16 protein-coding genes and 1 pseudogene are annotated in these 19,127 nt (G+C 58.3%); 7 read left to right on the top strand and 10 right to left on the bottom strand.

The window, feature by feature from the left end; translation table 11 throughout:
• Positions 1-23 precede the first annotated feature (23 nt).
• Entirely contained in the window at positions 24-380 is a 357-nt protein-coding gene (locus M2397_RS08720) for a VOC family protein (RefSeq protein WP_184742403.1), read from the bottom strand.
• 103 nt (positions 381-483) lie between these two features.
• On the opposite strand from M2397_RS08720, the gene M2397_RS08715 reads away from it, so the two are divergent.
• Positions 484-1,227 carry a class I SAM-dependent methyltransferase gene (locus tag M2397_RS08715; protein ID WP_259242791.1) on the top strand — a complete coding sequence of 248 codons (744 nt, stop codon included), beginning with the start codon at positions 484-486 and terminating at the stop codon, positions 1,225-1,227.
• A 43-nt stretch (positions 1,228-1,270) separates the two neighbouring features.
• Here the strand turns inward: M2397_RS08715 and M2397_RS08710 are convergent, their stop codons facing one another.
• Positions 1,271-1,453, bottom strand: a complete 183-nt coding sequence (locus M2397_RS08710) for a hypothetical protein (RefSeq protein ID WP_184742402.1) — start codon at positions 1,451-1,453, stop codon at positions 1,271-1,273.
• A gap of 340 nt (positions 1,454-1,793) precedes the next feature.
• Positions 1,794-3,410 (bottom strand): hybrid sensor histidine kinase/response regulator, encoded by a 1,617-nt coding sequence (locus tag M2397_RS08705; RefSeq protein WP_405046414.1) that lies wholly within the window; start codon positions 3,408-3,410, stop codon positions 1,794-1,796.
• 96 nt (positions 3,411-3,506) lie between these two features.
• Between M2397_RS08705 and M2397_RS08700 the strand changes: the two genes are divergently transcribed.
• Positions 3,507-4,145 (top strand): response regulator transcription factor, encoded by a 639-nt coding sequence (locus M2397_RS08700; protein ID WP_065925236.1) that lies wholly within the window; start codon positions 3,507-3,509, stop codon positions 4,143-4,145.
• A 21-nt stretch (positions 4,146-4,166) separates the two neighbouring features.
• On the opposite strand, the gene M2397_RS08695 is transcribed toward M2397_RS08700, so the two are convergent.
• Positions 4,167-4,574 carry a hypothetical protein gene (locus tag M2397_RS08695; protein ID WP_145337741.1) on the bottom strand — a complete coding sequence of 136 codons (408 nt, stop codon included), beginning with the start codon at positions 4,572-4,574 and terminating at the stop codon, positions 4,167-4,169.
• 459 nt (positions 4,575-5,033) lie between these two features.
• On the opposite strand from M2397_RS08695, the gene M2397_RS08690 reads away from it, so the two are divergent.
• Positions 5,034-5,429, top strand: coding sequence for a hypothetical protein (locus M2397_RS08690; RefSeq protein WP_145337742.1), 396 nt, complete (start codon positions 5,034-5,036; stop codon positions 5,427-5,429).
• A gap of 103 nt (positions 5,430-5,532) precedes the next feature.
• A pseudogene (locus M2397_RS08685) lies at positions 5,533-6,500 on the top strand (sensor histidine kinase); the annotation flags it as partial.
• A 141-nt stretch (positions 6,501-6,641) separates the two neighbouring features.
• Here the strand turns inward: M2397_RS08685 and M2397_RS08680 are convergent.
• Both M2397_RS08680 and M2397_RS08675 read right to left on the bottom strand, forming a co-directional pair.
• The gene (locus M2397_RS08680; protein ID WP_259242787.1) at positions 6,642-7,262 is read right to left on the bottom strand and encodes a response regulator transcription factor; all 621 of its coding nucleotides are present in this window, start codon (positions 7,260-7,262) and stop codon (positions 6,642-6,644) included.
• A 230-nt stretch (positions 7,263-7,492) separates the two neighbouring features.
• Complete coding sequence (locus M2397_RS08675; RefSeq protein ID WP_405046420.1) at positions 7,493-8,206, bottom strand: hypothetical protein; 714 nt, start codon at positions 8,204-8,206, stop codon at positions 7,493-7,495.
• A 295-nt stretch (positions 8,207-8,501) separates the two neighbouring features.
• Between M2397_RS08675 and M2397_RS08670 the strand changes: the two genes are divergently transcribed.
• The gene (locus tag M2397_RS08670; RefSeq protein ID WP_256663566.1) at positions 8,502-9,158 is read left to right on the top strand and encodes an OmpA family protein; all 657 of its coding nucleotides are present in this window, start codon (positions 8,502-8,504) and stop codon (positions 9,156-9,158) included.
• An 82-nt stretch (positions 9,159-9,240) separates the two neighbouring features.
• On the opposite strand, the gene M2397_RS30290 is transcribed toward M2397_RS08670, so the two are convergent.
• From M2397_RS30290 to M2397_RS08655, 3 genes are all read right to left on the bottom strand, one after another.
• A complete protein-coding gene (locus tag M2397_RS30290; RefSeq protein WP_310521622.1) occupies positions 9,241-10,734 on the bottom strand; it encodes a methyl-accepting chemotaxis protein in 1,494 nt (497 codons plus the stop codon).
• Between the two features lie 346 nt (positions 10,735-11,080).
• Positions 11,081-13,243 carry a TonB-dependent siderophore receptor gene (locus M2397_RS08660; protein ID WP_131696138.1) on the bottom strand — a complete coding sequence of 721 codons (2,163 nt, stop codon included), beginning with the start codon at positions 13,241-13,243 and terminating at the stop codon, positions 11,081-11,083.
• A 186-nt stretch (positions 13,244-13,429) separates the two neighbouring features.
• The gene (locus M2397_RS08655; RefSeq protein ID WP_131696139.1) at positions 13,430-13,921 is read right to left on the bottom strand and encodes an Lrp/AsnC family transcriptional regulator; all 492 of its coding nucleotides are present in this window, start codon (positions 13,919-13,921) and stop codon (positions 13,430-13,432) included.
• 121 nt (positions 13,922-14,042) lie between these two features.
• On the opposite strand from M2397_RS08655, the gene M2397_RS08650 reads away from it, so the two are divergent.
• Together M2397_RS08650 and M2397_RS08645 are read left to right on the top strand one after the other, a co-directional pair.
• A complete protein-coding gene (locus tag M2397_RS08650; RefSeq protein ID WP_259242650.1) occupies positions 14,043-15,077 on the top strand; it encodes a histone deacetylase family protein in 1,035 nt (344 codons plus the stop codon).
• Positions 15,078-15,146: 69 nt separating this feature from the next.
• The gene (locus tag M2397_RS08645; protein WP_131696141.1) at positions 15,147-16,553 is read left to right on the top strand and encodes an amino acid permease; all 1,407 of its coding nucleotides are present in this window, start codon (positions 15,147-15,149) and stop codon (positions 16,551-16,553) included.
• On the opposite strand, the gene M2397_RS08640 is transcribed toward M2397_RS08645, so the two are convergent.
• Entirely contained in the window at positions 16,554-19,097 is a 2,544-nt protein-coding gene (locus tag M2397_RS08640; protein ID WP_259242649.1) for an autotransporter outer membrane beta-barrel domain-containing protein, read from the bottom strand.
• Positions 19,098-19,127 lie beyond the last annotated feature (30 nt).

The following is a 19,127-nucleotide window of genomic DNA, read 5'->3' as shown; positions in this document are numbered from 1 at the left end:
GCCTGGCGTTGCAGCCAGCGCCGCTACGGTTGAGCGGTCCACACCGCCAGTTCATAACCATCCGGATCAATGAAGTGAAACCTGCTCCCGCCAGGGAACGAAAAGGTTTCCCGGCTGATCACGGCGCCGATGGATTTGAGCCGCTGCTGCGTGCCTTCAAGATCATCCGCGTACAGGATCACCAACGGGCCACCCGGTCGAACGGGCTCCCCGGTAGTGAAGCCGCCGGTCAGTCGCCCATCGCTGAACTCGGTGTAGGTGGGGCCGTAATCGACGAATTCCCAGCCGAAAACCGCGCCGTAAAAGGCTTTGCTGCGGGCGATGTCACCCACGTTGAACTCGATATTGTCGATCTGTCGGTCTTGACCGCGAACGCTCATGGTTGCCTCCTTGGCGGATGGTTGAGGTGCGAGTGTAGCGGTTTACGCCCAGGACTGGGTTACCATGCCGCCGCGAAATTCCCGCCGAACCCTCTGGCTACTTATGTCCTCCAACGCGCTGTACACCGACCTGTCCATCTACTACGACCTGATGTGCGCCGACATTGACTACCGCGCGCAAAGCCACAGCGTGCGCCGCCTGCACCAATTGTTCGGCAATGACGGGCGCCGCCATCTGGACCTTGCCTGTGGCACCGGGCCCCATGTGCGCCACTTCCTCGACTTCGGCTACCGCAGCGCCGGCCTGGACATCAGCCAACCGATGCTGGACCTCGCCCAACTGCGCTGCCCCGAAGCACAGTTCAGCCGCCAGGACATGGCCGGTTTCCAGGTGGACGAACCGCAAGACCTGATCACCTGCTTCCTGTACTCGACCCATTACAACCCCGGGCTGGCCCAACTGCGCGCCTGCTTCGCCAGCGTGCACGGCGCACTCGCAGACAACGGCGTGTTCTGCTTCAACGCGGTGGACAAGCTGCATATCGACAACCGCTTGCTCGTACGCCATAGCGTCGAGTTTGAAGGCAGCCACTTCACCTTCGGGTCCGGCTGGTATTACAGCGGAGAAGGGCAGCAGCAGGCGCTGCGCCTGAGCATCGAGAAGACCACGGCGGGGGTGGCGGAGGCTTGGCAGGATGAGCATGCCATGGTTGCGCTGAGTTTTACTGAGTTGCAGGCACTGTTACAGCCGCACTTCGAGGTGCAGGTGTTCGAGCATGACTATGAGCGGATCACGCCCTGGGAGGGCGTGACCGGGAATGCGTTGTTTGTGTGTGTGAAGCGTTAATGAACTATCGCTCCTTCATATGCCTGAAAAAGACCCAGGCAGATCAACCATCGCCTCCTCCTCCGCAAGCAATCAGTTCAATAAGCCCCATTTGGTACCACTTATTCTGGCAACTCCATCCATGTTCAAAAGTAAAGGCGCTGGCCGTACCGCTGAACGCAAGACCTGCTGAGAGAGCCAATGCTATTGCGATGGTCGAACGTACTTTCTTCATATTGTCTTTCATGGAAACTCCCTCTATCACTTGGTCGCTGTGTGGCCCGAGTCGGTCAAGGTGGCACGGTTGTCAAAACTAACCGCCCGTCCTTCGGCTGGGACACTCCTTACGCTTAATTGAACTGCATCCAAATTAAGGCAGCGGAGGACCGGTCAGCGCTGAAACAACGTTGATTCAGCGAGGCACGTTCCCCAGGTGCATTGGATAGCGGGTAGCGAGCGACATCAATACGACAAGTGACCTATGACCTCGCCGCAAACCGACAGGCGAATGGCAGGCCGCGCTAATGATAGGCGTGCATTCCACACACCGTCGCACCCGGTTATGTCCGGGCATGGACATCCTCCAGCTAACCCATTTCCCTGGCGAAATGCTTGGTCAGTTCGAGCAAGGTCGTTCGCAATTCAGGCGGACGCACGGGCTTGGACAGGATGGAGATATTCATGTGGATCAATGTGCTGCGGATACGCTCGATTTCATGACCGGTCATGATCATGGCCGGTACTTCCCAACCACGCTGTTCGCGAATCGCAGCGATACACTCGGAGCCTGAAATCCTAGGGCCCAGGTCGAAGTCGGCAATGATGATGTCGCATTCCGTGGTCACGTTCAGTCCATCGCTATGACTTTCTACCTCGCATCCCCATTTTTCCAGCAAGGCCGTGGTCGCCATCAGTACGTTGGAATCGTCTTCCACCAGGCATACCCGCAGTCCCTGCAGACGGCTTTGCGTGGCCGCTGGCCGTTGTGTCTCGGTGCCTGGCGCGACGCTTTCCAGGCGTTGGATAGTGGCGCGGGTGCCTTGGCCGAGTCGGGAGTCCAACTGGATATCCAGATTGAGCAACTGGCTGATGCGCTTGACGATGGACAAGCCCAACCCCAGGCCCTCGACATCCTTGTCGCGTGCGTGGCGTACCCGGTAAAACTCCTTGAATACGTCCGGTAAATGTTCAGCGGCGATGCCGCGTCCCTTGTCGTAGATGACAATGGCCAAGCCCTTGCCTCTGGGACGCACACCGATCAAGACAGGTTGGCCGGACGCATACTTGAGCGTATTTGACACCAGATTCTGCACCATGGTGGTCAACAGCCCCGCATTGACATTCACCCAGTGCTCGCAAGGGCGCAGGCGCAGTTGAACCCCGGCCCAGCGCGCGGCCTCGGTGTTCTGTTTGACGACATCCCGCAGCAGCGCCCCCAGGTTCACCGGTTCCGCTTGCGGTTCCAGCTTTCCGTTGTCGAGGGTGTAGATATCCAGGATCGAACGGAACAGTTGAGAGACGGTATGCAGCGAGCGGTCGATGTTGTCCACCAGTCGCAGTTCTTCGCCGCCCAGATTCGCGTCACGCAGGCATGCGGTGAACAGGCCGATGGAGTGGATGGGCTGGCGCAGGTCGTGGCTGGCCTGGGCCAGAAAGCGTGATTTTTCCTGATTGGCGGCGATTGCCTCTTCCGATGCGATACGCGTGCGTTTGAGCAGAATGTGCGCATAGGCCGGCACGACGATGGTGGTCACGATCAGCATCAGGAACATGTAGGGCTGTGCGCGCCAGAAAGGGGTAAGCATGAAGATCATGACCAGCATGCTCAGCGCGATGAGTGTCGCGGCGGTCAAGTAGCGCGAGCCAAAGCGCATGCCATTGCCCAATGTGACCCAGAGCAGCGCGGCATAAACCGGCAACGCCCCCTCTCCACCCACGATCATGGCGAAAGCGATGCCGGTATAGTCATGGGCCATGGCGAACAATCGGCGCCAGAAGAAGTGCCCTGGCCAGCGCTTGATCGCCATGCGCAGGGGGACTGCCACGCTGATGAAAAACGCCATGTACCACATGATCGGTACATAGGTGGCGAAGTCACTTGAAGGAAGGAGGGCCACCACAAGGATGTACAGCGAAGCACAGGTGCTGACCGTCAACCGCAACGTGGCCTGGTCCAGTTCACTGTTCTTTTCCGTCATGTTCATTGCGATTCTCCAGGGTAAGAAGTCGCTTAAAAGTTGAAACCTGGCGTTACAGTTTGCGTTACGATGCGCCGGACCTGAGGTGAGATGGACCTTGACATGACGCACAGAATCATAGTGGCAGATGACCATCCTCTGTTTCGCGAAGGTATGCTGAGAACCATAGAACGGCTTATGCCGACAGCGATGATAGAGCAGGCGGGCAATCTGGATGAAGTACTGGCGCTGGCGCGTACGGGCGCAGAAGTTGATTCGTTGATTCTGGACCTGCGCTTTCCCGGTATCACGTCTATGCAGGTCATAGGCCAGCTGCGCAACGAGTTCAAGCGCACCTCGATCATTGTGGTGTCGATGGTCGATGACCTGGACATTATTTCCCAGGTCATCGCCCAAGGCGCTGATGGCTTTATCGGCAAAAACGTTGATCCGGCAGGCATTGCCGAAGCCATCCTGGCGATTCGGGAAGGGGAAGTCGTGGTGAAGTACAACCCCGAAAACCCCCTTCTGGACCCAAGCCTTGCCTCACTCACCGCCCGCCAACGGCAAGTGCTCGGCCTGGTTGCAGCGGGCAAGACCAATAAGGAAATAGCCAAGCAACTGGGTATCTCCCCGTTCACCGTACGCATCCATGTTTCCACTCTGCTTAAGTCCCTGGGGGTGCCCACCCGTGCGGCGGCGGCGGCTCAATTCAGTAACTTTCCCGGTGCCAGTGGGTGGCCGGGCAAGCTCGATACTTGAATCAAGACGGTGCAATGAACATTAGAGCGTGGGTTGGGGCACGGGGGTGTTACCGGGGATCAACTTGGCGCCTTTAGGCCTTTTTGGACAGTCGCCAGATGAATACCAGCGGGTCACCACGCCCTTTTCAATCATGAACCGCTGTTCGCAACGGGCGTAATCAGGCACATAACCCCATTCCATCGAACGACTGCCGTTTGTAAGCCATACGTAGTCGTAGCCGATGATTCTCGAGTTGCCATCACTGAGGCCGTGGCTGTTTTTTGGCGCCCCCCATGACGTCACCAACTCATCTTCGGATGCACCTACCCATGAAGCAGTAATGTCCGATGTCGTTTGATAACGCTGGTTCATAACCAGATTACTCAAGGGAGAACCCGCACACCCGGACAGCATCAGAATGGATAAGACGGTGGTCCATGATTTCATATTTCGACTCCATTCAGGCGGATTCAATAATCCGACATTACATCAACTGGCAAGCAATTTATTACATTAATTCAAGCCGTTAATGTCCATCTAGCTATGCTAGACAAGTTCCTATTGGCCGCCTATAGCACACTTGTACTATAGCGTCAGCTCACGCGCGCCCATAAGCTGTACACGCTCGAAAAAGTCTTAAAGGCTTTGAGCCAGAGCGCACACCGGAACGCACTTGAACTTCAACGTCGAGGTGTTCCAGTGTGTTTGCCCGCCTGTCAATTAAAAGGCTCGATTAGTTGCACTACGCTGTGTCAACTTCACCGTGCATCCGGTCGAAATGGAATGGTATTAAACACAACTCAAGGTAAGTCTATGTGCTTAAGATATGGAAAACTAATTAGAATCGGATTCGCTCTGTGCTTACTGACCGCAGGCTTGGGAGGCTGTGCTAACACTGGGGATTTGATGAATTCCTTAAATCCTGGAGCACAAAAGTACGATGTTGCTTACCTGAAGAAAACCATCATCCCGGGAAAAACTACCAAGAGTCAGGTGACACAATTGTTCGGCGCTCCAGCCGAAGAGGAACTTGATTCAACGAGCAGAAGCAACGGGTCCAACTGGACCTATGATAAAAACCAGGAGGGTCTGGAAAAGTACATGACCCTGGCCCACAAATATGTCTCGACCGAGACAAGCCTGAAGATGTACGACGCCTCGTCGCAAGTGTCCAAGGCTCAAGGTGTCGCCAATGATGTCGGCAGTGTGACGGGCACGAAAAAAGCTCAAAGCCAGACCCAGGGAACGAGGTTGATAATTTACTTCGTGGATGACGTGGTGGATTACTACAGGCTTTACTGACACGTTCCACTTCTGATACGACACGCCGTGTCGTTTGATGCCTTAACACGCCAACCTACGCCTTATTGTTCTCAAGGGGGCGGCATCCAGCGATGCATCCCCCATGGTCCATGAGGTTGAACGCGTGGAAAAGAGCAGCGAACTCAATCAGGCCACGTTACGCCTGACCGTTAGCGCCTGTGCGTTGCTGTACATCATCGTACTGAGCGGGTTGCGCCCCAGTGATACCGCAGCCTACACGCCCATCATTGTGTATATCTCGACATTCATCGTGGTGTCGATATTCCTGCGCATGGCGATCAAGCGCTGGCCAGGACACTTTTTTGGCGGCGCTTGCTCTCCATGCTTCATGACTACACCGGTATCGCTTTCGCCATGGCGCTGGGAGGCGAAGGTGCATTGCCTATCTATGCTGCGCTGCTCTGGGTGACCCTGGGTAATGGCATGCGTTTCGGCTCACACTATCTGGCCCTGGCCAGCCACGACCTGCGCCAGCCCATCCACTCCATCGGCCTGTTCACCGCGTGCCTGCGTGACGCGAATCTGGGCGGTGAAGAATTGCGACTGGTGGACAACATCGACCGCTCGCTGCATACCGTCTCTCAACTGTTCCGTTCGATTTGGGATATCTACACCCTCGATAACGGAAAGCTGGAACCGCAAGCGGAGCCGGTGAACCTGGGCGCACTGCTGCAGGAGGTTGTCAAACAGAACATCGAGGCCACCCGCTGGGCCGGGGTTGAGTTGCGCCTGCACCCTTGTCGGCATTGGGTGAACGTCAATGGGGGGGGGGCTATTGACCACCATGGTGCAAAACCTGGTGTCCAATGCGATCAAGTACGCATCGGGGGAGCCCGTGCTGATCGGTGTCAGACGCCAGGCAAAGGGCTTGGCCGTGGTTGTTTACGATAAGGGCTGCGGTATCGCCGCTGAACATTTGCCGGACGCATTCAAAGAGTTTTACCGGGTGCGCCACGCACGCGACAAGATGTTGAGGGCCTGGGGTTGGGCTTGTCCATCGTCAAGCGCATCAGCCAGTTGCTCAATGTCGATGTTCATCACCGGGCACGAAATCGAGCGCATCCGTCAATCACTGCATGCATTTAATATCTCGGTACTGGCAAAACCCGTGCGACCGCCGGAACTGCGTAACGTGTTGCTTGAACAGGTCAAGTCAATGAAGTGTGAGTTACCCTTAGATCCATTACGGGACTAGCAGGTGTAGCGCCCTGCGAAACGCGCGGCGGCTACTGCTCTGTTGGGTACGTTCAGGGCACGTATCAGCGAAGACACGTGAATACGCACGGTATAGGGAGAGATTTCCAGTTCAGCGGCAATTTCCTTGTTGGTTTTACCTTGTGCGATCAAATTCCAGACTTCCCGCTGCCGCGACGTCAGTTTGCCCATCGCGTGATCACTTTCAAATGATGGTGATTCGGTCGGTTCGTATTTGACCACTACTTGGCCATTACGAATATCGTTGATGGCGTTACGTACCTCTTCGGCTGAAATGTTCTTGCCAATAAACCCTTTGGCGCCAGCCTCCATTACTCGCGTAATGATCACGCTGTCATCGACTGTCGAAACAACAACGACTGCAGTAGTGCCTCTTTCCCCACACAGTTTTGCAAGCTCTTTCAAGGAGCAAAGCCCTGGCAAATATACTTCGATAAAGAGCATGGCGACAGGTTGCCAGCGATCCAGGAGAACCCAGACTTCCTCCAGGTTTCCTGCCTGTTTTATTTTTGCTCCAGGTATTAAGCACTCCAGTAATCCTGTCATGCCCTCTCGATAAAGTGGGTGTTCGTCCGCCACCACAATTCGGCAACTCATATCAGCAAGCACAACCCGTTCAGATCAATGAAAACACGCTTTGATCATGTCCGACTCATGCAACTTATGATATAGAACAGCTGAACTAGTACACCTGTACTAGTTACTAAAAGCCATTAAGCAATTAAGTATATTTTCGTCGATACAACTGCGGCACAAACAGCGTGCTTGAACCCGTTGCCAGGAAGGGCAGTTCTATCCTCCTTCTCATCGCCTGGGCATAAAGATACCTAGTTGGCTCGCGTCTCATATCGCATCTTGACCACTTCAACGAGCCGCTCCTGTCCACCATTCGTGCCGGAGAGACTGGCCGACCTGATTGATTGCCCACGGTAGGGCCCTTCGGCAGCAAACCAATTCTGCACCACGACCTTCTGGGTCGGTTGTTGACCGGACGTTGATCCAGTGGAAATTTCATTGGTGAAGCGACAGGTTTCGAACGTCCCGAGTGCTGTCTTGATCGTCTCGCGGCCGTTGTAGGTCAGCTTTTCTGATACCTCAAACTCAAGCGTGTTGCCGCCGCTGACGACCTGGTTCTTGTAACTGACGGCGACTGTCTGCCCGGGTTGTAAATCCAGCGGCGTGGTGGGAGGAGGGGTATAAAGAGTAGTGGTCAACGAAGGCCCGGCACCGTGCCGATCACCATAGCGAATCAACTGGCCGTCCTTGATTTGCGCAAAGGTGGTCGTTAAATACACCGGCGAATTGCTTATGAACGTGGTGTGTAATGACGCCACTGGGTTGGCCCCTGCGAAGTCTTCATGGCCCAGCGTTTCGGTTTTACTACGATTGGTTACGGCAGAGGTGTTGTCGCGACTTTCAGACTCCACAACGGTGCCGGCCTGGAAATCCGCTTCATTGGTACACGGTGCCGAGGAGGCTGTTGCACCAACGGCTGCCTCGGTCCAAGTAGCGCTGGTGGTTAACAGCGAGATCAAGGCCATCGCCAGCGCAGCGTTCATTTCAATTTTTCTGGTGGTTATAGGTTTCAAAAAAAGCATCCCTGTTCAATACGATCGGCAGCGTCGAATAGCGTAAAAAAAGACGTATTAGAGCGCGAACAACTGTGATCCAGCGCTAAAGCGCGATGCAATAGGGCAGCTGTGCTATTGAGTTATCTCGATAGCCCCGGTTTTATAAGCAGCCAACGATAGCAGCACCCTTTATCCGCTCGACCATCACCACGGCAAGGTCTGGTCAGCCCATATCGACGCCGCGCAGGACAAGGCGTTCTCCGACTTGGAATTGCAACGCAACCTCGAGTCCGTCGTGTCCTCGTTGGGCGGCAGCAAGATCTTCGATGGCAGGATTCCGGAAGACCCTGGCCAGAAGATCAAAGAATGGCCGCGGGACTTCGCGCTCAAATACAACAGTGGCCTGGGGGACATTTGGAATAACGCCGCGCAGGTGTTTGTTATCCATCGCGCCGACCGCGATATCTGGATTCATTTGTGCAGCTACGCGTTCGGCGGCGGCCTGCTAATTGCCGAAACCAAACCGTTGCAAATAACTGCCAGCCTGTTGCCGGCCAGTGAACTGAAAGCGCAGATAGATAAAACCGGCAAGGTGGCATCGCACATCAACTTTGCGACTGACCAGACCCGCATCCTTCCGGGTTCACAGCCACAGATCGAGCAAGTGTTGTTGTTACTCAAGCAAAATACATCGTTGAAACTGGCCATTAACGGCTACACCGATCACACCGGTGATCCCGCGCACAACAAGACACTGTCATACGGCAGCGCCAAGGCCGTTGAGGCCGCCATCACCGCCAAGGGCATCGACGCGGCGAGGTTATCTGCGGCCGGATTTGGCGAGGCTGACCCGGTGGCCGACAACGCCACCGAGGCAGGCAAAGCTGAAAACCGCAGGGTCGAGCTGGTCAAGCAAGACTAAGCGAACGTTCAGGACCTGCGGCGGCCCGGGTCATCAAGACGAGCCCCGTGATGGCTTCCGGCTGATTGCGAGCCCCAAACTATCAGGGGTGAAACCGCCTCCCCAACGCATCCAACCGCACCGCAATCGGCGGCAACTGCTCGCTGCTCCTGGCCAGCATCTCCACCTCGTCAGCGGTGTTTTGAGCAATGCTCTGCACCGACTGCAACCGCCCGACAATCTCCAGGTTCGCAGAGGTCTGTTCCTGCGTGGTGATCACGATCCGGCCATTCAACTCGTCGATCTGGGTAATGTCATTGCCTACCGCTTGCAGCATTTCCACTGCCAGTTGACTGTCCTCCACACACCGTTCCACGCCCTGGCGGCTGTCGTGCATGGCTTCCACGGCCTGGCGGCTGCCTTGTTGCAGGCCTTCGATGATGGTTTTGATTTCTTGGGTGGAGACGGCGGTGCGTTGCGCCAGGTTGCGTACTTCGTCGGCGACGACCGCGAAGCCGCGGCCTTGTTCGCCGGCGCGGGCGGCTTCGATGGCGGCGTTGAGGGCGAGGAGGTTGGTCTGGTTGGCGATGCTGCTGATGACTTCGAGCACGGAGCCGATTTGCTCGGTTTGCGTGGCCAGGCCTTGGACGGTCTGGTTGGTGCCTTCCAGGCGTGAGGCGAGTTGGGTGATTTCATGCTGGGCGCGGCCGACGCTTTCCTGGCCGCGCAGGATTTGTTTGCTGGCTTTGCCGGCGTGTTCCACCGCTTGTTCGACATGCACGGCGATGTGGCCCATGGCGTCTTCCATGCGTTGCATCGAGCCGGTCATCTGGGTGATTTCCGCCAGTTGGTGCCGCGCTCCTTTTTCCAGGGTGCCGCTGGCGCTGGCCAGTTCCTGGCCCAGTTGGCCCAAGCCATGGGAGTCGCGGGCGACACCGTCGATCAGGTGGGTGAGTTGCTGCAGGAAGTGCTCGAAACGCCTTGCAAGGGACACGCGTACCTTGCCTTCACCCTGAGTGCTTTCTCCGGTGAACTGGGACGTGACGGCGAGCATCTTCTCGAGCATTTCCTGGCTCTCGACGGCTTCGGCCTGGCTGTGTACGGCGAGGTAGAGCAGGGCGACGGTTTCCATCACCACGTAGAAGGCGTGGACGAACACCATGGTCCAACCGCCGTGATGCGCCATCACGAATACCGGGAAGCCTTGATGTTGCAAGGCGTGGAACACCACGTGGTGCACGGCAATGGTGAGCGCCGCCACCAGGATCGGCAGCCAGTCTCGATAGAACGTCAGCACTGCCAGCAGCGCGAAAATCCCGAAGTGCGCTTCGATCACGCCTTGTGCCTGGTTGATCTGCAGAGCTGCCATCACCATCAGGCCAGCGCCCAAGACGCAACGCATCACACGGGTGCCGCTGATGGCTCGATAGAGCGCGGAGAGCACCACGCTGGTGCCACCACCCACGACTATGGCCTGGAGTAACGTGTCGTGCCAAAACGCCAGGCCGACGGAGAACAGGAACATCAGCCAGATAAGTGCCAGCATGATGCGGTCGGCCTTGCGGTAGTGCTCCAGGAAACGTGCGCGTGCGAGCATTCACTCTTACTCCATGTGGTCTGGCCAGGATCAAAGCATGCGGCGTGCCACTACGGCCCGCGTTCAGGCACTTGCGGGTGCAGGGAAACCAAAAAGCTTATCGGCTTTGGGGGAGGGGACTTTAAGCGCGAGTGCGTTCAGAGGGGGCAGACGACATTCCTGGTGACAAGCGGGGGGGCAATGTGGGAGGGGGCTTGCTCCCGATAGCGGTAGCACAGTCACAGCATCATTGACTGACCCACCGCTATCGGGAGCAAGCCACCTCCCACATGAGGGCCCCCGTTCGCCACGGGGAAAGAGTTCGCTGAGCGGCTGTCCGAGCGGGCAGCCGAGGACGCGAGGTGGATCAGAAGCTGTACTTGGCCGTCAGCATCATGTTGCGTGGGGTGCCGTAGGCGTCGCCGCCGTAGCTCACGGAGTTGGCGATGGTGGAGTAATAGCGGCGGTCGAAGATGTTGTTGGCGTTGAGCTGCAGGTCGAGGTGGTCGTTGACCTTGTAGCCGGCCATCAGGTCGGTGACGGCGTAGGCGCCCTGTTGGAGGCGGTAGGTGCTGCCATCCGCCAGTTTGACGTCGTTGTACATGCGACTCTGCCAAGAGATGTTGCCGCCCACGCGCAGTTTTTCCAGCGGGCCTTGGAAGTTGTAGCGGGTGGTCAGCTTGAACAGGTGCTCCGGAACGTCCGTGTCGTACTGCTTGTTGACCTTCTGTGGGTTGGCCTCGTCCTTGATGGTGTGGGTGCGGGCGTAGGTGTAGCCACCGCCGACCTGCCAGTTTTCGGTCAGCGCGCCTTGCAGTTCGAAGTCGATACCCTGGCTGCGAATCTCGCCGGAGGCTTCATAGCATTCCGTCTGTGGGCAGTTTTGCACGGTCACTTGCGTGGCGCGGTTTTCCTGGTCGACACGGAACAGCGCCACGCTCGCATTCAGCGCGCCACCCAGGTATTCGCCCTTGATGCCGACCTCGTAGTTCTTACCGACAATAGGTTTGACCGGGGTGCCGGAGGTGTCCTTGGAACTCTGCGGCGTGAAGATGTCGCTGTAGCTGACGTAGACCGAATGTTGGTCGTCCAGCTCGTAGATCAGCCCCGCATAGCGCGTGAGGTTGCGCGTGACCTTGTAGTCGCTGGTGTTGCTGCCATGGGCGTCGTAGTCATACCAGTCCAGGCGCCCGCCGAGGATCAGCTTCAACGGGTCCGCCAGGCTCAGGCGCGTGGTCACGTAGACACCGTCCTGGGTGGTGACCTCACGGTCGTTGGTGGTGTGGACGAAGTCCGGTTTGCCCGCGGTGAGGGGCCAGTTGGTGTCGTAGGGGCTGTAGTTATGGGTGGTCATGTCGTAGATGCGTCGGCTGGCACCCACCACCAGTTCATGGGTACGTCCGAATGCCTGGAACGGGCCGCTGGCAAAGGCGTCGACGCCAGCCTGGTTTTCGTCGTAGGCGGCCTGGTAGACCGTCCGCGCCAGGGTGTTGTTGACCCAGCGCGACTGATAAGAGCCGGAAAATAACGCGTTCTGTTCGGCGTAGTTGGCGTTGACCTGAAGCTTCCAGTCATAGGCCAGGCGTTGGCGCAGTTCGGCGAATACCGTGTTGATTTCCTGGTCCTTGTTCTCCCAGTCGGTACCGGGGTTGTAGGAGCGTGGCAGGTCGAGGTGATGGCCGTCCTGGCCGATCATCGACGAGCCCCAGAAGTAGTTGGTCTTGTCCTTCTGGTTCGAGAAGCCGAGGGTGAGGGTGGTGTCTTCGCTCAGGTCGGCTTCGGTGACGGCATAGAACAGGCCGTGATAGGACTCGGCGTTGTCGATGAAACTGTTGGCGTCGCGGTAGGAGGTGACCACCCGGCCGCGCCAGGTGCCGCTGTCATTGAGCGGGCTGGAGGCGTCGAGCTCGCCACGGTAGTCATCCCAGCTGCCGGCGGCGCCGGTGAGGGTGACTTTCTGTTCGTCCAGCGGCCGCTTGCGGACCAGGTTGATGGCCGCCGAAGGGTTGCCCGCACCGGTCACCAGGCCGGTGGCGCCACGCACTACCTCGACACGGTCGAACATCGCCAGGTTCGGCTGGGCGCCTACGGAAACGCCGTTGTAGCCGCTGGGGATGCCGTCGTACATCAGGTTGTCGATGTCGAAACCGCGTGAGGTATAGGACTGCCGGCCTGGGCCGTTGGAATAATTGAGGAACAACCCAGGCGTGGCGTTGACCACGTCGTTGATGCTGGTCATCGCCTGGTCATCCATGCGCTGGCGTGTGATGACGGTGACGGCCTGCGGGGTTTCACGCAAGGTGAGGGGCAGTTTGGTCGCGGTTTTCATCGCGCCGGTGGTGTAGGACTGCGTGCCCTCGGTGGTTTCGCCCAATTGCTGCTCGCCGGAGATCTGGGTAGCGCCCAGTTCCAAGGTGGTTGTCGGCGTTTCAGCATCGGCCGCGAAGGCCGCGTGCGAGGTGGCAAGACACACCGCCAAAGCGATCAGAGTGAGTGTAAAACCTTTACCGCCGTGTTGTTGCACTGACATGGAACGGACTCTCCCCTAAGTGCCGTCCTTGGCGAATAATAAATCTGTTGATAATTATTCGCATTATTGTGCCGCAATGACTTGAAGTAAAAAAGCCTTTGGGGAGAATTAGTTAACGAATTTTTCACATGCTGAGGGCAGGCTTTTAGCCATCACCTGCCGTGTTCAATGTCTTCTTTAGCGCGTTCAATCGCGTTTTGGAATCGCCACCCGACTCGTCGCCTTCACCTCGCGCAACGCCAGGCTCGACTGGATCGACGCAATCCCCAGCTGCCGCCGCAGCACGCTCTCGACAAACTCGCTGTAGCTGTCCAGATCCTCCGCCAATACCTGCAACAGATAGTCCGCATCGCCAGTGATCTTGTGGCAAGACAGCACCTGAGGCAGCTCTTTGATCACCGCTTCAAACGCATCCGGCGCATGGTCGGTGTGGATCGCAAAACGCACGTGTACAAACGCCATGATGTCCAGGCCGAGCAGCTTGCGATCCAGGTTGGCCTGGTAGTCCTTGATCACACCTTCTTCTTCCAAGCGTTTGCGCCGGCGCCAGCAGGGGGTGAGGCTCAGGGACAGACGCTCGCTCAGTTGGGCGTTGGAAATACTCGCGTCTTCCTGCAGCAGGGCGAGGATGGCGAGATCGGTGTCGTCAAGAACGACCTGTTTGGTTTTATTTTTCATATTTGGCTATCGCATGGGTAAAAACACCCGATAAAGCTATCAGCGTCAGAAGTAAAAGCAAAGAAAGCCCTGCGCTGCCAGAACAAAATAGACCCTGTCTTTTACTGGCGGATGTATCCAAATGCTGACTGTTTTTAGTGATGACCACCGTTTGCACCACGGCACCGAACTCAAGGACGGCGTGCTCAAGCCCTCATTCGAACAACCCAGCCGCGCCGACACCGTGCGTGACCGCGTCCGACACGTTGGGCTGGGCGATATCATCGTGCCGCGCAGCTTTGAGCGTGCCTGTTACGTCAACGCCCACAGCGAACGCTACGTCAGCTTCCTCGAAACCGCCTGGGCCGAATGGACCGCCATCGGCCGCAGCCATGACGCGCTGCCGCTGGTATGGCCGGTGCGCGACCTGGCCAATCACCAGGTGCCGGACTTTATCGACGGCAAGCTGGGCTTTTTCGCCATGGACGCCGGCTCGCCGATCACCGCCACCACCTGGCACGCCGTCAAGACCAGCGCAGATATTGCGCTCACCGGCCTCGCGCTGATCGACGAAGGCCACAACAGCGCCTTCGCCCTGTGCCGCCCACCGGGGCACCATGCGGCCCGCGAATACATGGGCGGCTATTGCTACCTCAACAACGCCGCGATTGCCGCGCAACAGGCCATCACCCAAGGCGCCAAGCGCGTCGCGGTACTGGATGTGGATTTCCACCACGGTAACGGTACGCAGAATATTTTCTACGACCGCCCGGATGTGCTGTTCATCTCCCTGCACGGCGAGCCTTCGGTGTCCTATCCGTATTTTTCCGGCGCCGCCAGCGAACGCGGCGCAGGTGCCGGGGAGGGCTTCAACCTTAATTACCCTTTGCCGAAAAACACCACGTGGGGTCAGTACAAAACCGCGCTGATCCACGCTTGCCAGCAACTGAAACACTTCGCCCCCGACGTGCTGGTGATCTCCCTCGGCGTCGACACTTTCAAGGACGACCCCATCAGCCACTTCCTGCTCGACAGCCAGGACTTCCTCAGCATGGGCGAGCTCATCGCCAGCGTCGGCGTCCCGACACTGTTCGTGATGGAAGGCGGCTACATGGTCGATGAGATCGGCATCAATGCCGTCAACGTCCTGCACGGCTTCGAAAGCAAGACCGCCTGAGCCAATAACAACACACGCTCGATTCTTTTTTTCTGCCAAAACTCAAAAAACATAACAAGAGGTTTTGTGATGAAAACAACCACGTCCGGGCTTTGTGAAAAGCCTGCATTGCAACGCACCCTGAGCAACCGCCATATCCAGTTGATGGCCATGGGCGGTGCGATCGGCACCGGCCTGTTCATGGGCTCCGGCAAGATCATCGCGTTGTCCGGTACCTCGATCATCCTGATCTACATGATCATCGGGCTGTTCGTGTATTTCGTGATGCGCGCCATGGGTGAGCTGCTGCTGTCCAACCTCAACTTCAAGAGCTTCGCCGACTTTGCCGGCGCTTACCTGGGGCCGCGTGCGGCGTTCTTTCTCGGCTGGTCGTACTGGCTGAGCTGGAGCGTGGCGGTGGTGGGGGATGCGGTGGTGGTCGGCGGGTTTTTCCAGTACTGGTTCCCGCATGTGCCGGCGTGGATCCCGGCGGTGGGCATGCTGCTGACGCTGTTCGCGTTGAACGTGCTGACGGTAAAACTGTTCGGTGAAGTGGAGTTCTGGTTCGCGATCATCAAGATCATCGCGGTGCTGACCCTGATCGGTGTGAGTGTGGTGCTGATTGCCAGCTCGTTTGTCTCGCCCACTGGCGTCACGGCGTCCTTGAGCCACCTGCTGGATAAACAGGCGGCGTTTCCCAATGGCCTGTTCGGCTTTTTCGCCGGGTTCCAGATGGCGATCTTTTCCTTTGCCGGCACCGAACTGATCGGCACCGCAGCGGCTGAAACCCGTGCGCCGGAGAAGACCTTGCCCAAGGCGATCAACTCGATACCGCTGCGCATCATCCTGTTCTACGTGCTGGCCCTGGCGTGCATCATTGCGGTGACGTCGTGGCAACAGGTGTCGCCGAGCAAAAGTCCGTTCGTTGAGTTGTTTTTGGTAGCAGGCTTTCCGGCTGCGGCGGGGATCGTCAATTTCGTGGTGCTGACCTCGGCGGCATCGTCGGCCAACAGTGGGGTGTTTTCCGCCAGCCGCATGTTATTCGGCCTGGCTGACCTGGGGGACGCACCGGGTATCTTCGGTCGGCTGTCGAAAAGCAGCGTGCCGTTTATCAGCCTGGCATTTACCACGTTTTTGATGCTGCTCGGCCTGGCGCTGCTGTTTGTGGTGCCGGAGGTGATGACTGCCTTCACGATTGTGTCGACGGTGTCGGCGATCCTGGTGATTTTCACCTGGTCGACCATCCTCGCCTCCTATATCGCCTATCGCAAAAAACGCCCAGACCTGCACGCCAAATCCCTCTACAAGATGCCCGGCGGTGTGCCGATGGCCTGGTTTTCCCTGGCGTTCCTGGCCTTCGTGTTGTGCCTGCTGGCGTTGCGGCCGGATACACGCTTGGCGCTATGCGTAATGCCGGCTTGGTTTATCTGGCTGGGCATTGCCTTTCAGTTTTCACGCTTCAAGGCGGCCGGGGTGGTCAATCCCGGTCATAGGTGATTAGAACTCCATTCTCAGGCCGACCGTGCCCTGGCGGCCGTTGAAGGTGTTGCTGTCCAGGTTGCGGTTGTAGCCCACCTCGGCGTACAGGCTGATGCCCGTGGCCACCTTCAGCGTGGCGCCGGCGCTCAGGTCCAGGGTGGTGGACTTCTGCTCAGTGTCGATCGCTGTCACGTCGTTGAAGGTGACGGTGTTCTGCCCGGCACTGGTGTGCCAGACATTCGCCCGTACGTAGGGTTGAAGCGGCATGCTGCGGACCTGATAGTCACCGCGCAGGCGTACACCCAGGCGGCTGGTGACGATGGTGTCGGCGTCATAGGAGACGTCAGAGATCCCGTCGTTTTGCTTATCCAGTTTGGTCTTGCCGACGATCAGTTGCGCCTGGGGTTCAACCACCCAGTTACCCATCCCGGCAAACGGCCAGCCGACTTCGGCGGACGCCGTGACATTGTGCCCCCGGGTGTCCATCTTCACGCCACGATCCGACTCGTTATTGCCGTCGAAGCGGGTGCCCATCAAGACCAGGTCGAGGTAGGCCTGGTTGGCCCTGATCAGTGTCCAGTAAACCCCCAGGCTGTCCCCGCGCAAGGTGGTCTTGCCGGCGTCCTTGTCCTGCCAGCCACCGTTGAAGCCTTTGATATTGCCTTTGAGGGTGCTGTGGCCGACGAAGAACCCGCTGCGTTGGGTCAGGCCATTGTCGTAGGTGCTGGCGTACAGGTCGCTACCCACTTGGAAGCCGGTCACCGAACTGTCGAGCGACGGGCTGACCGTCCCGGTAAAACTCTGGCGCGTGCTATTACCGTAGGTCCGTCCCCAGCCCGACGTGAATGGGCCGGTGTGCAACTGTTGGCTTTGGTCACCCATACGCTGGTGGAAGGTGCCGAGCATGCCCTGCACGAGTTGCTGTGCGGCGGGAAACAATGCAGCGTAGATCGGCACTTCCGGACGATAAATAGGGATCGGTTCGGTCCCGGGATTGGGCGGCAGCGGTGGTTCACCGGGAACCGGGGTGGGTAACGGCACGATAATCACCGGGCCAGGCGGTACCACGGGGATCGTCGAGCGCAGGTAGTAGTTCTCCGCCGTACCGGCCGTTACGCCGCCCTTGAACAGGTAGTAGTCGAACGCCCCGGCGGACACCGGCCCGGCCAGCGTAAACGCGTTACCGCTGCCAGAGGCGCCGTTGAGGGCCTGCACCACCTGGATGCCGTCCTGCAGGGTCGCCGCCCCCGCGCCGCCGAGGTTCGTGACGTTGAGGGCGGTGGTACCGGCGAGGGTGCCCTGGTTGATAATGAGTTTGTCGCTGGGGGAATCATCCGCACCCAAGGCGCTTTGCAGTGCAAGCCGCCCGTTGTCGCCGGTGTAATTGCCATTGATGGTCAGGGTGTCGCTGGTACGGGTGTTGCCGGTGGTCATGTTGAGGGTGCCGCTGTTAGTGACGTTCACCCATTGGCCAGCCGTAAATGGGTCGATCACCCCTGTGCCGATCAACAGTTCACTGGTCCCGTCGATGCTCAGGCTGCCGGTGCCGGTGGCGCTGTCACCCAGTTTCAGCGTTCCGCCCAGGGTCAGCTGCGACTGGTTGTCCAGACGAATGCTTTCCCAGTTGGGAAACAGGCCCGGATCGCCTGCCTTGGTATTGTCCAGTGTGAGCGTGTCGACACCCAGGCCGCCGTCGACCAATTGCGCCGCAGCCAGTTGGGCATTGACCAGGTTTTGCAGCACCGCAGTATCGTCACCCGCGCCCATCAGCACGAACGAGTGCAGGTTTCCGCCCGTCCAGCCGAACTCGTCGTTGCCAAAGCTGAGGAGTATCTGCCCGTTGACGTCGCCACCCGAGACGGTCACGACGTCGTTGCCACCGCTGACACTGATGTTGCCGCCGACAAAGGCCGTGCCCGAGATCAGGATGGTGTCGTTGCCGAAGCCGGCCACCAGGTTGCCGATGATCCTGCCACCCGACATATCGAACAGGTTGTTGTCGAGCTTCATGTCGACCCGGCCGATGCTGCCACCGCTCATCTTGGCCTGGTCGCCATCCTCGAAGGCTCCGGTGATGGTGCCGCCACTCATGTTGAAGGTATCCAGGCCATCGCCTTGGGCCAGTGAAGCAATGGTGCCGCCGCTCTGGGCGTAGCTGTCGACACCTGCGCCTTGGGTGACGGCGCCGGCCTGGCCGCCGCTGATCTGTGCCACATCCGCGCCCGAGCCCTGGCTTACGCTGCCGGTGATGCTGCCCAGATTCAGGCGGAAAATATTACTGCCATCGCCCTGGTTGAGGTTGCCGTCGATCCCGGCACTCGGCCCGTTCACATCCACCAGATCGTTGCCGGCGCCATAGGTCACATTCCCGGTGACTCGCCCCGTGGCGCTGATGTTCAGGGTGTTGTTGCCCGCGCTGTCGGTAAACCCCGGCGCCGTGCCGCTGTCGCAGGAAGAGAGGTCATCGCCGGCGGTGTTGCTGATGGTACACGCCCCGTAAGACGCGGACGGCAACGTCGCCAAGGCAATCAGGTACAGCAGGGGCAAAGTCTGTGAACGCATGATCCGTCCTCGCGCGAGGGGAGAGTTGCA

The organism is Pseudomonas sp. BIGb0381 (genome assembly GCF_024809815.1).
Classification (GTDB): domain Bacteria; phylum Pseudomonadota; class Gammaproteobacteria; order Pseudomonadales; family Pseudomonadaceae; genus Aquipseudomonas.
Note: the sequence above shows the minus strand (reverse complement) of the source record. Positions and strands in the feature narration are given on the sequence as shown.

Bases quoted from the DNA above. Each gene is read 5' to 3' on its own strand.
- M2397_RS08720 (WP_184742403.1), bottom strand. From the start codon at position 380: ATGAGCGTTCGCGGTCAAGACCGACAGATCGACAATATCGAGTTCAAC.
- M2397_RS08715 (WP_259242791.1), top strand. From the start codon at position 484: ATGTCCTCCAACGCGCTGTACACCGACCTGTCCATCTACTACGACCTG.
- M2397_RS08710 (WP_184742402.1), bottom strand. From the start codon at position 1,453: ATGAAAGACAATATGAAGAAAGTACGTTCGACCATCGCAATAGCATTG.
- M2397_RS08705 (WP_405046414.1), bottom strand. From the start codon at position 3,410: ATGAACATGACGGAAAAGAACAGTGAACTGGACCAGGCCACGTTGCGG.
- M2397_RS08700 (WP_065925236.1), top strand. From the start codon at position 3,507: ATGACGCACAGAATCATAGTGGCAGATGACCATCCTCTGTTTCGCGAA.
- M2397_RS08695 (WP_145337741.1), bottom strand. From the start codon at position 4,574: ATGAAATCATGGACCACCGTCTTATCCATTCTGATGCTGTCCGGGTGT.
- M2397_RS08690 (WP_145337742.1), top strand. From the start codon at position 5,034: ATGAATTCCTTAAATCCTGGAGCACAAAAGTACGATGTTGCTTACCTG.
- M2397_RS08680 (WP_259242787.1), bottom strand. From the start codon at position 7,262: ATGAGTTGCCGAATTGTGGTGGCGGACGAACACCCACTTTATCGAGAG.
- M2397_RS08675 (WP_405046420.1), bottom strand. From the start codon at position 8,206: ATGGCCTTGATCTCGCTGTTAACCACCAGCGCTACTTGGACCGAGGCA.
- M2397_RS30290 (WP_310521622.1), bottom strand. From the start codon at position 10,734: ATGCTCGCACGCGCACGTTTCCTGGAGCACTACCGCAAGGCCGACCGC.
- M2397_RS08660 (WP_131696138.1), bottom strand. From the start codon at position 13,243: ATGTCAGTGCAACAACACGGCGGTAAAGGTTTTACACTCACTCTGATC.
- M2397_RS08655 (WP_131696139.1), bottom strand. From the start codon at position 13,921: ATGAAAAATAAAACCAAACAGGTCGTTCTTGACGACACCGATCTCGCC.
- M2397_RS08650 (WP_259242650.1), top strand. From the start codon at position 14,043: ATGCTGACTGTTTTTAGTGATGACCACCGTTTGCACCACGGCACCGAA.
- M2397_RS08645 (WP_131696141.1), top strand. From the start codon at position 15,147: ATGAAAACAACCACGTCCGGGCTTTGTGAAAAGCCTGCATTGCAACGC.
- M2397_RS08640 (WP_259242649.1), bottom strand. From the start codon at position 19,097: ATGCGTTCACAGACTTTGCCCCTGCTGTACCTGATTGCCTTGGCGACG.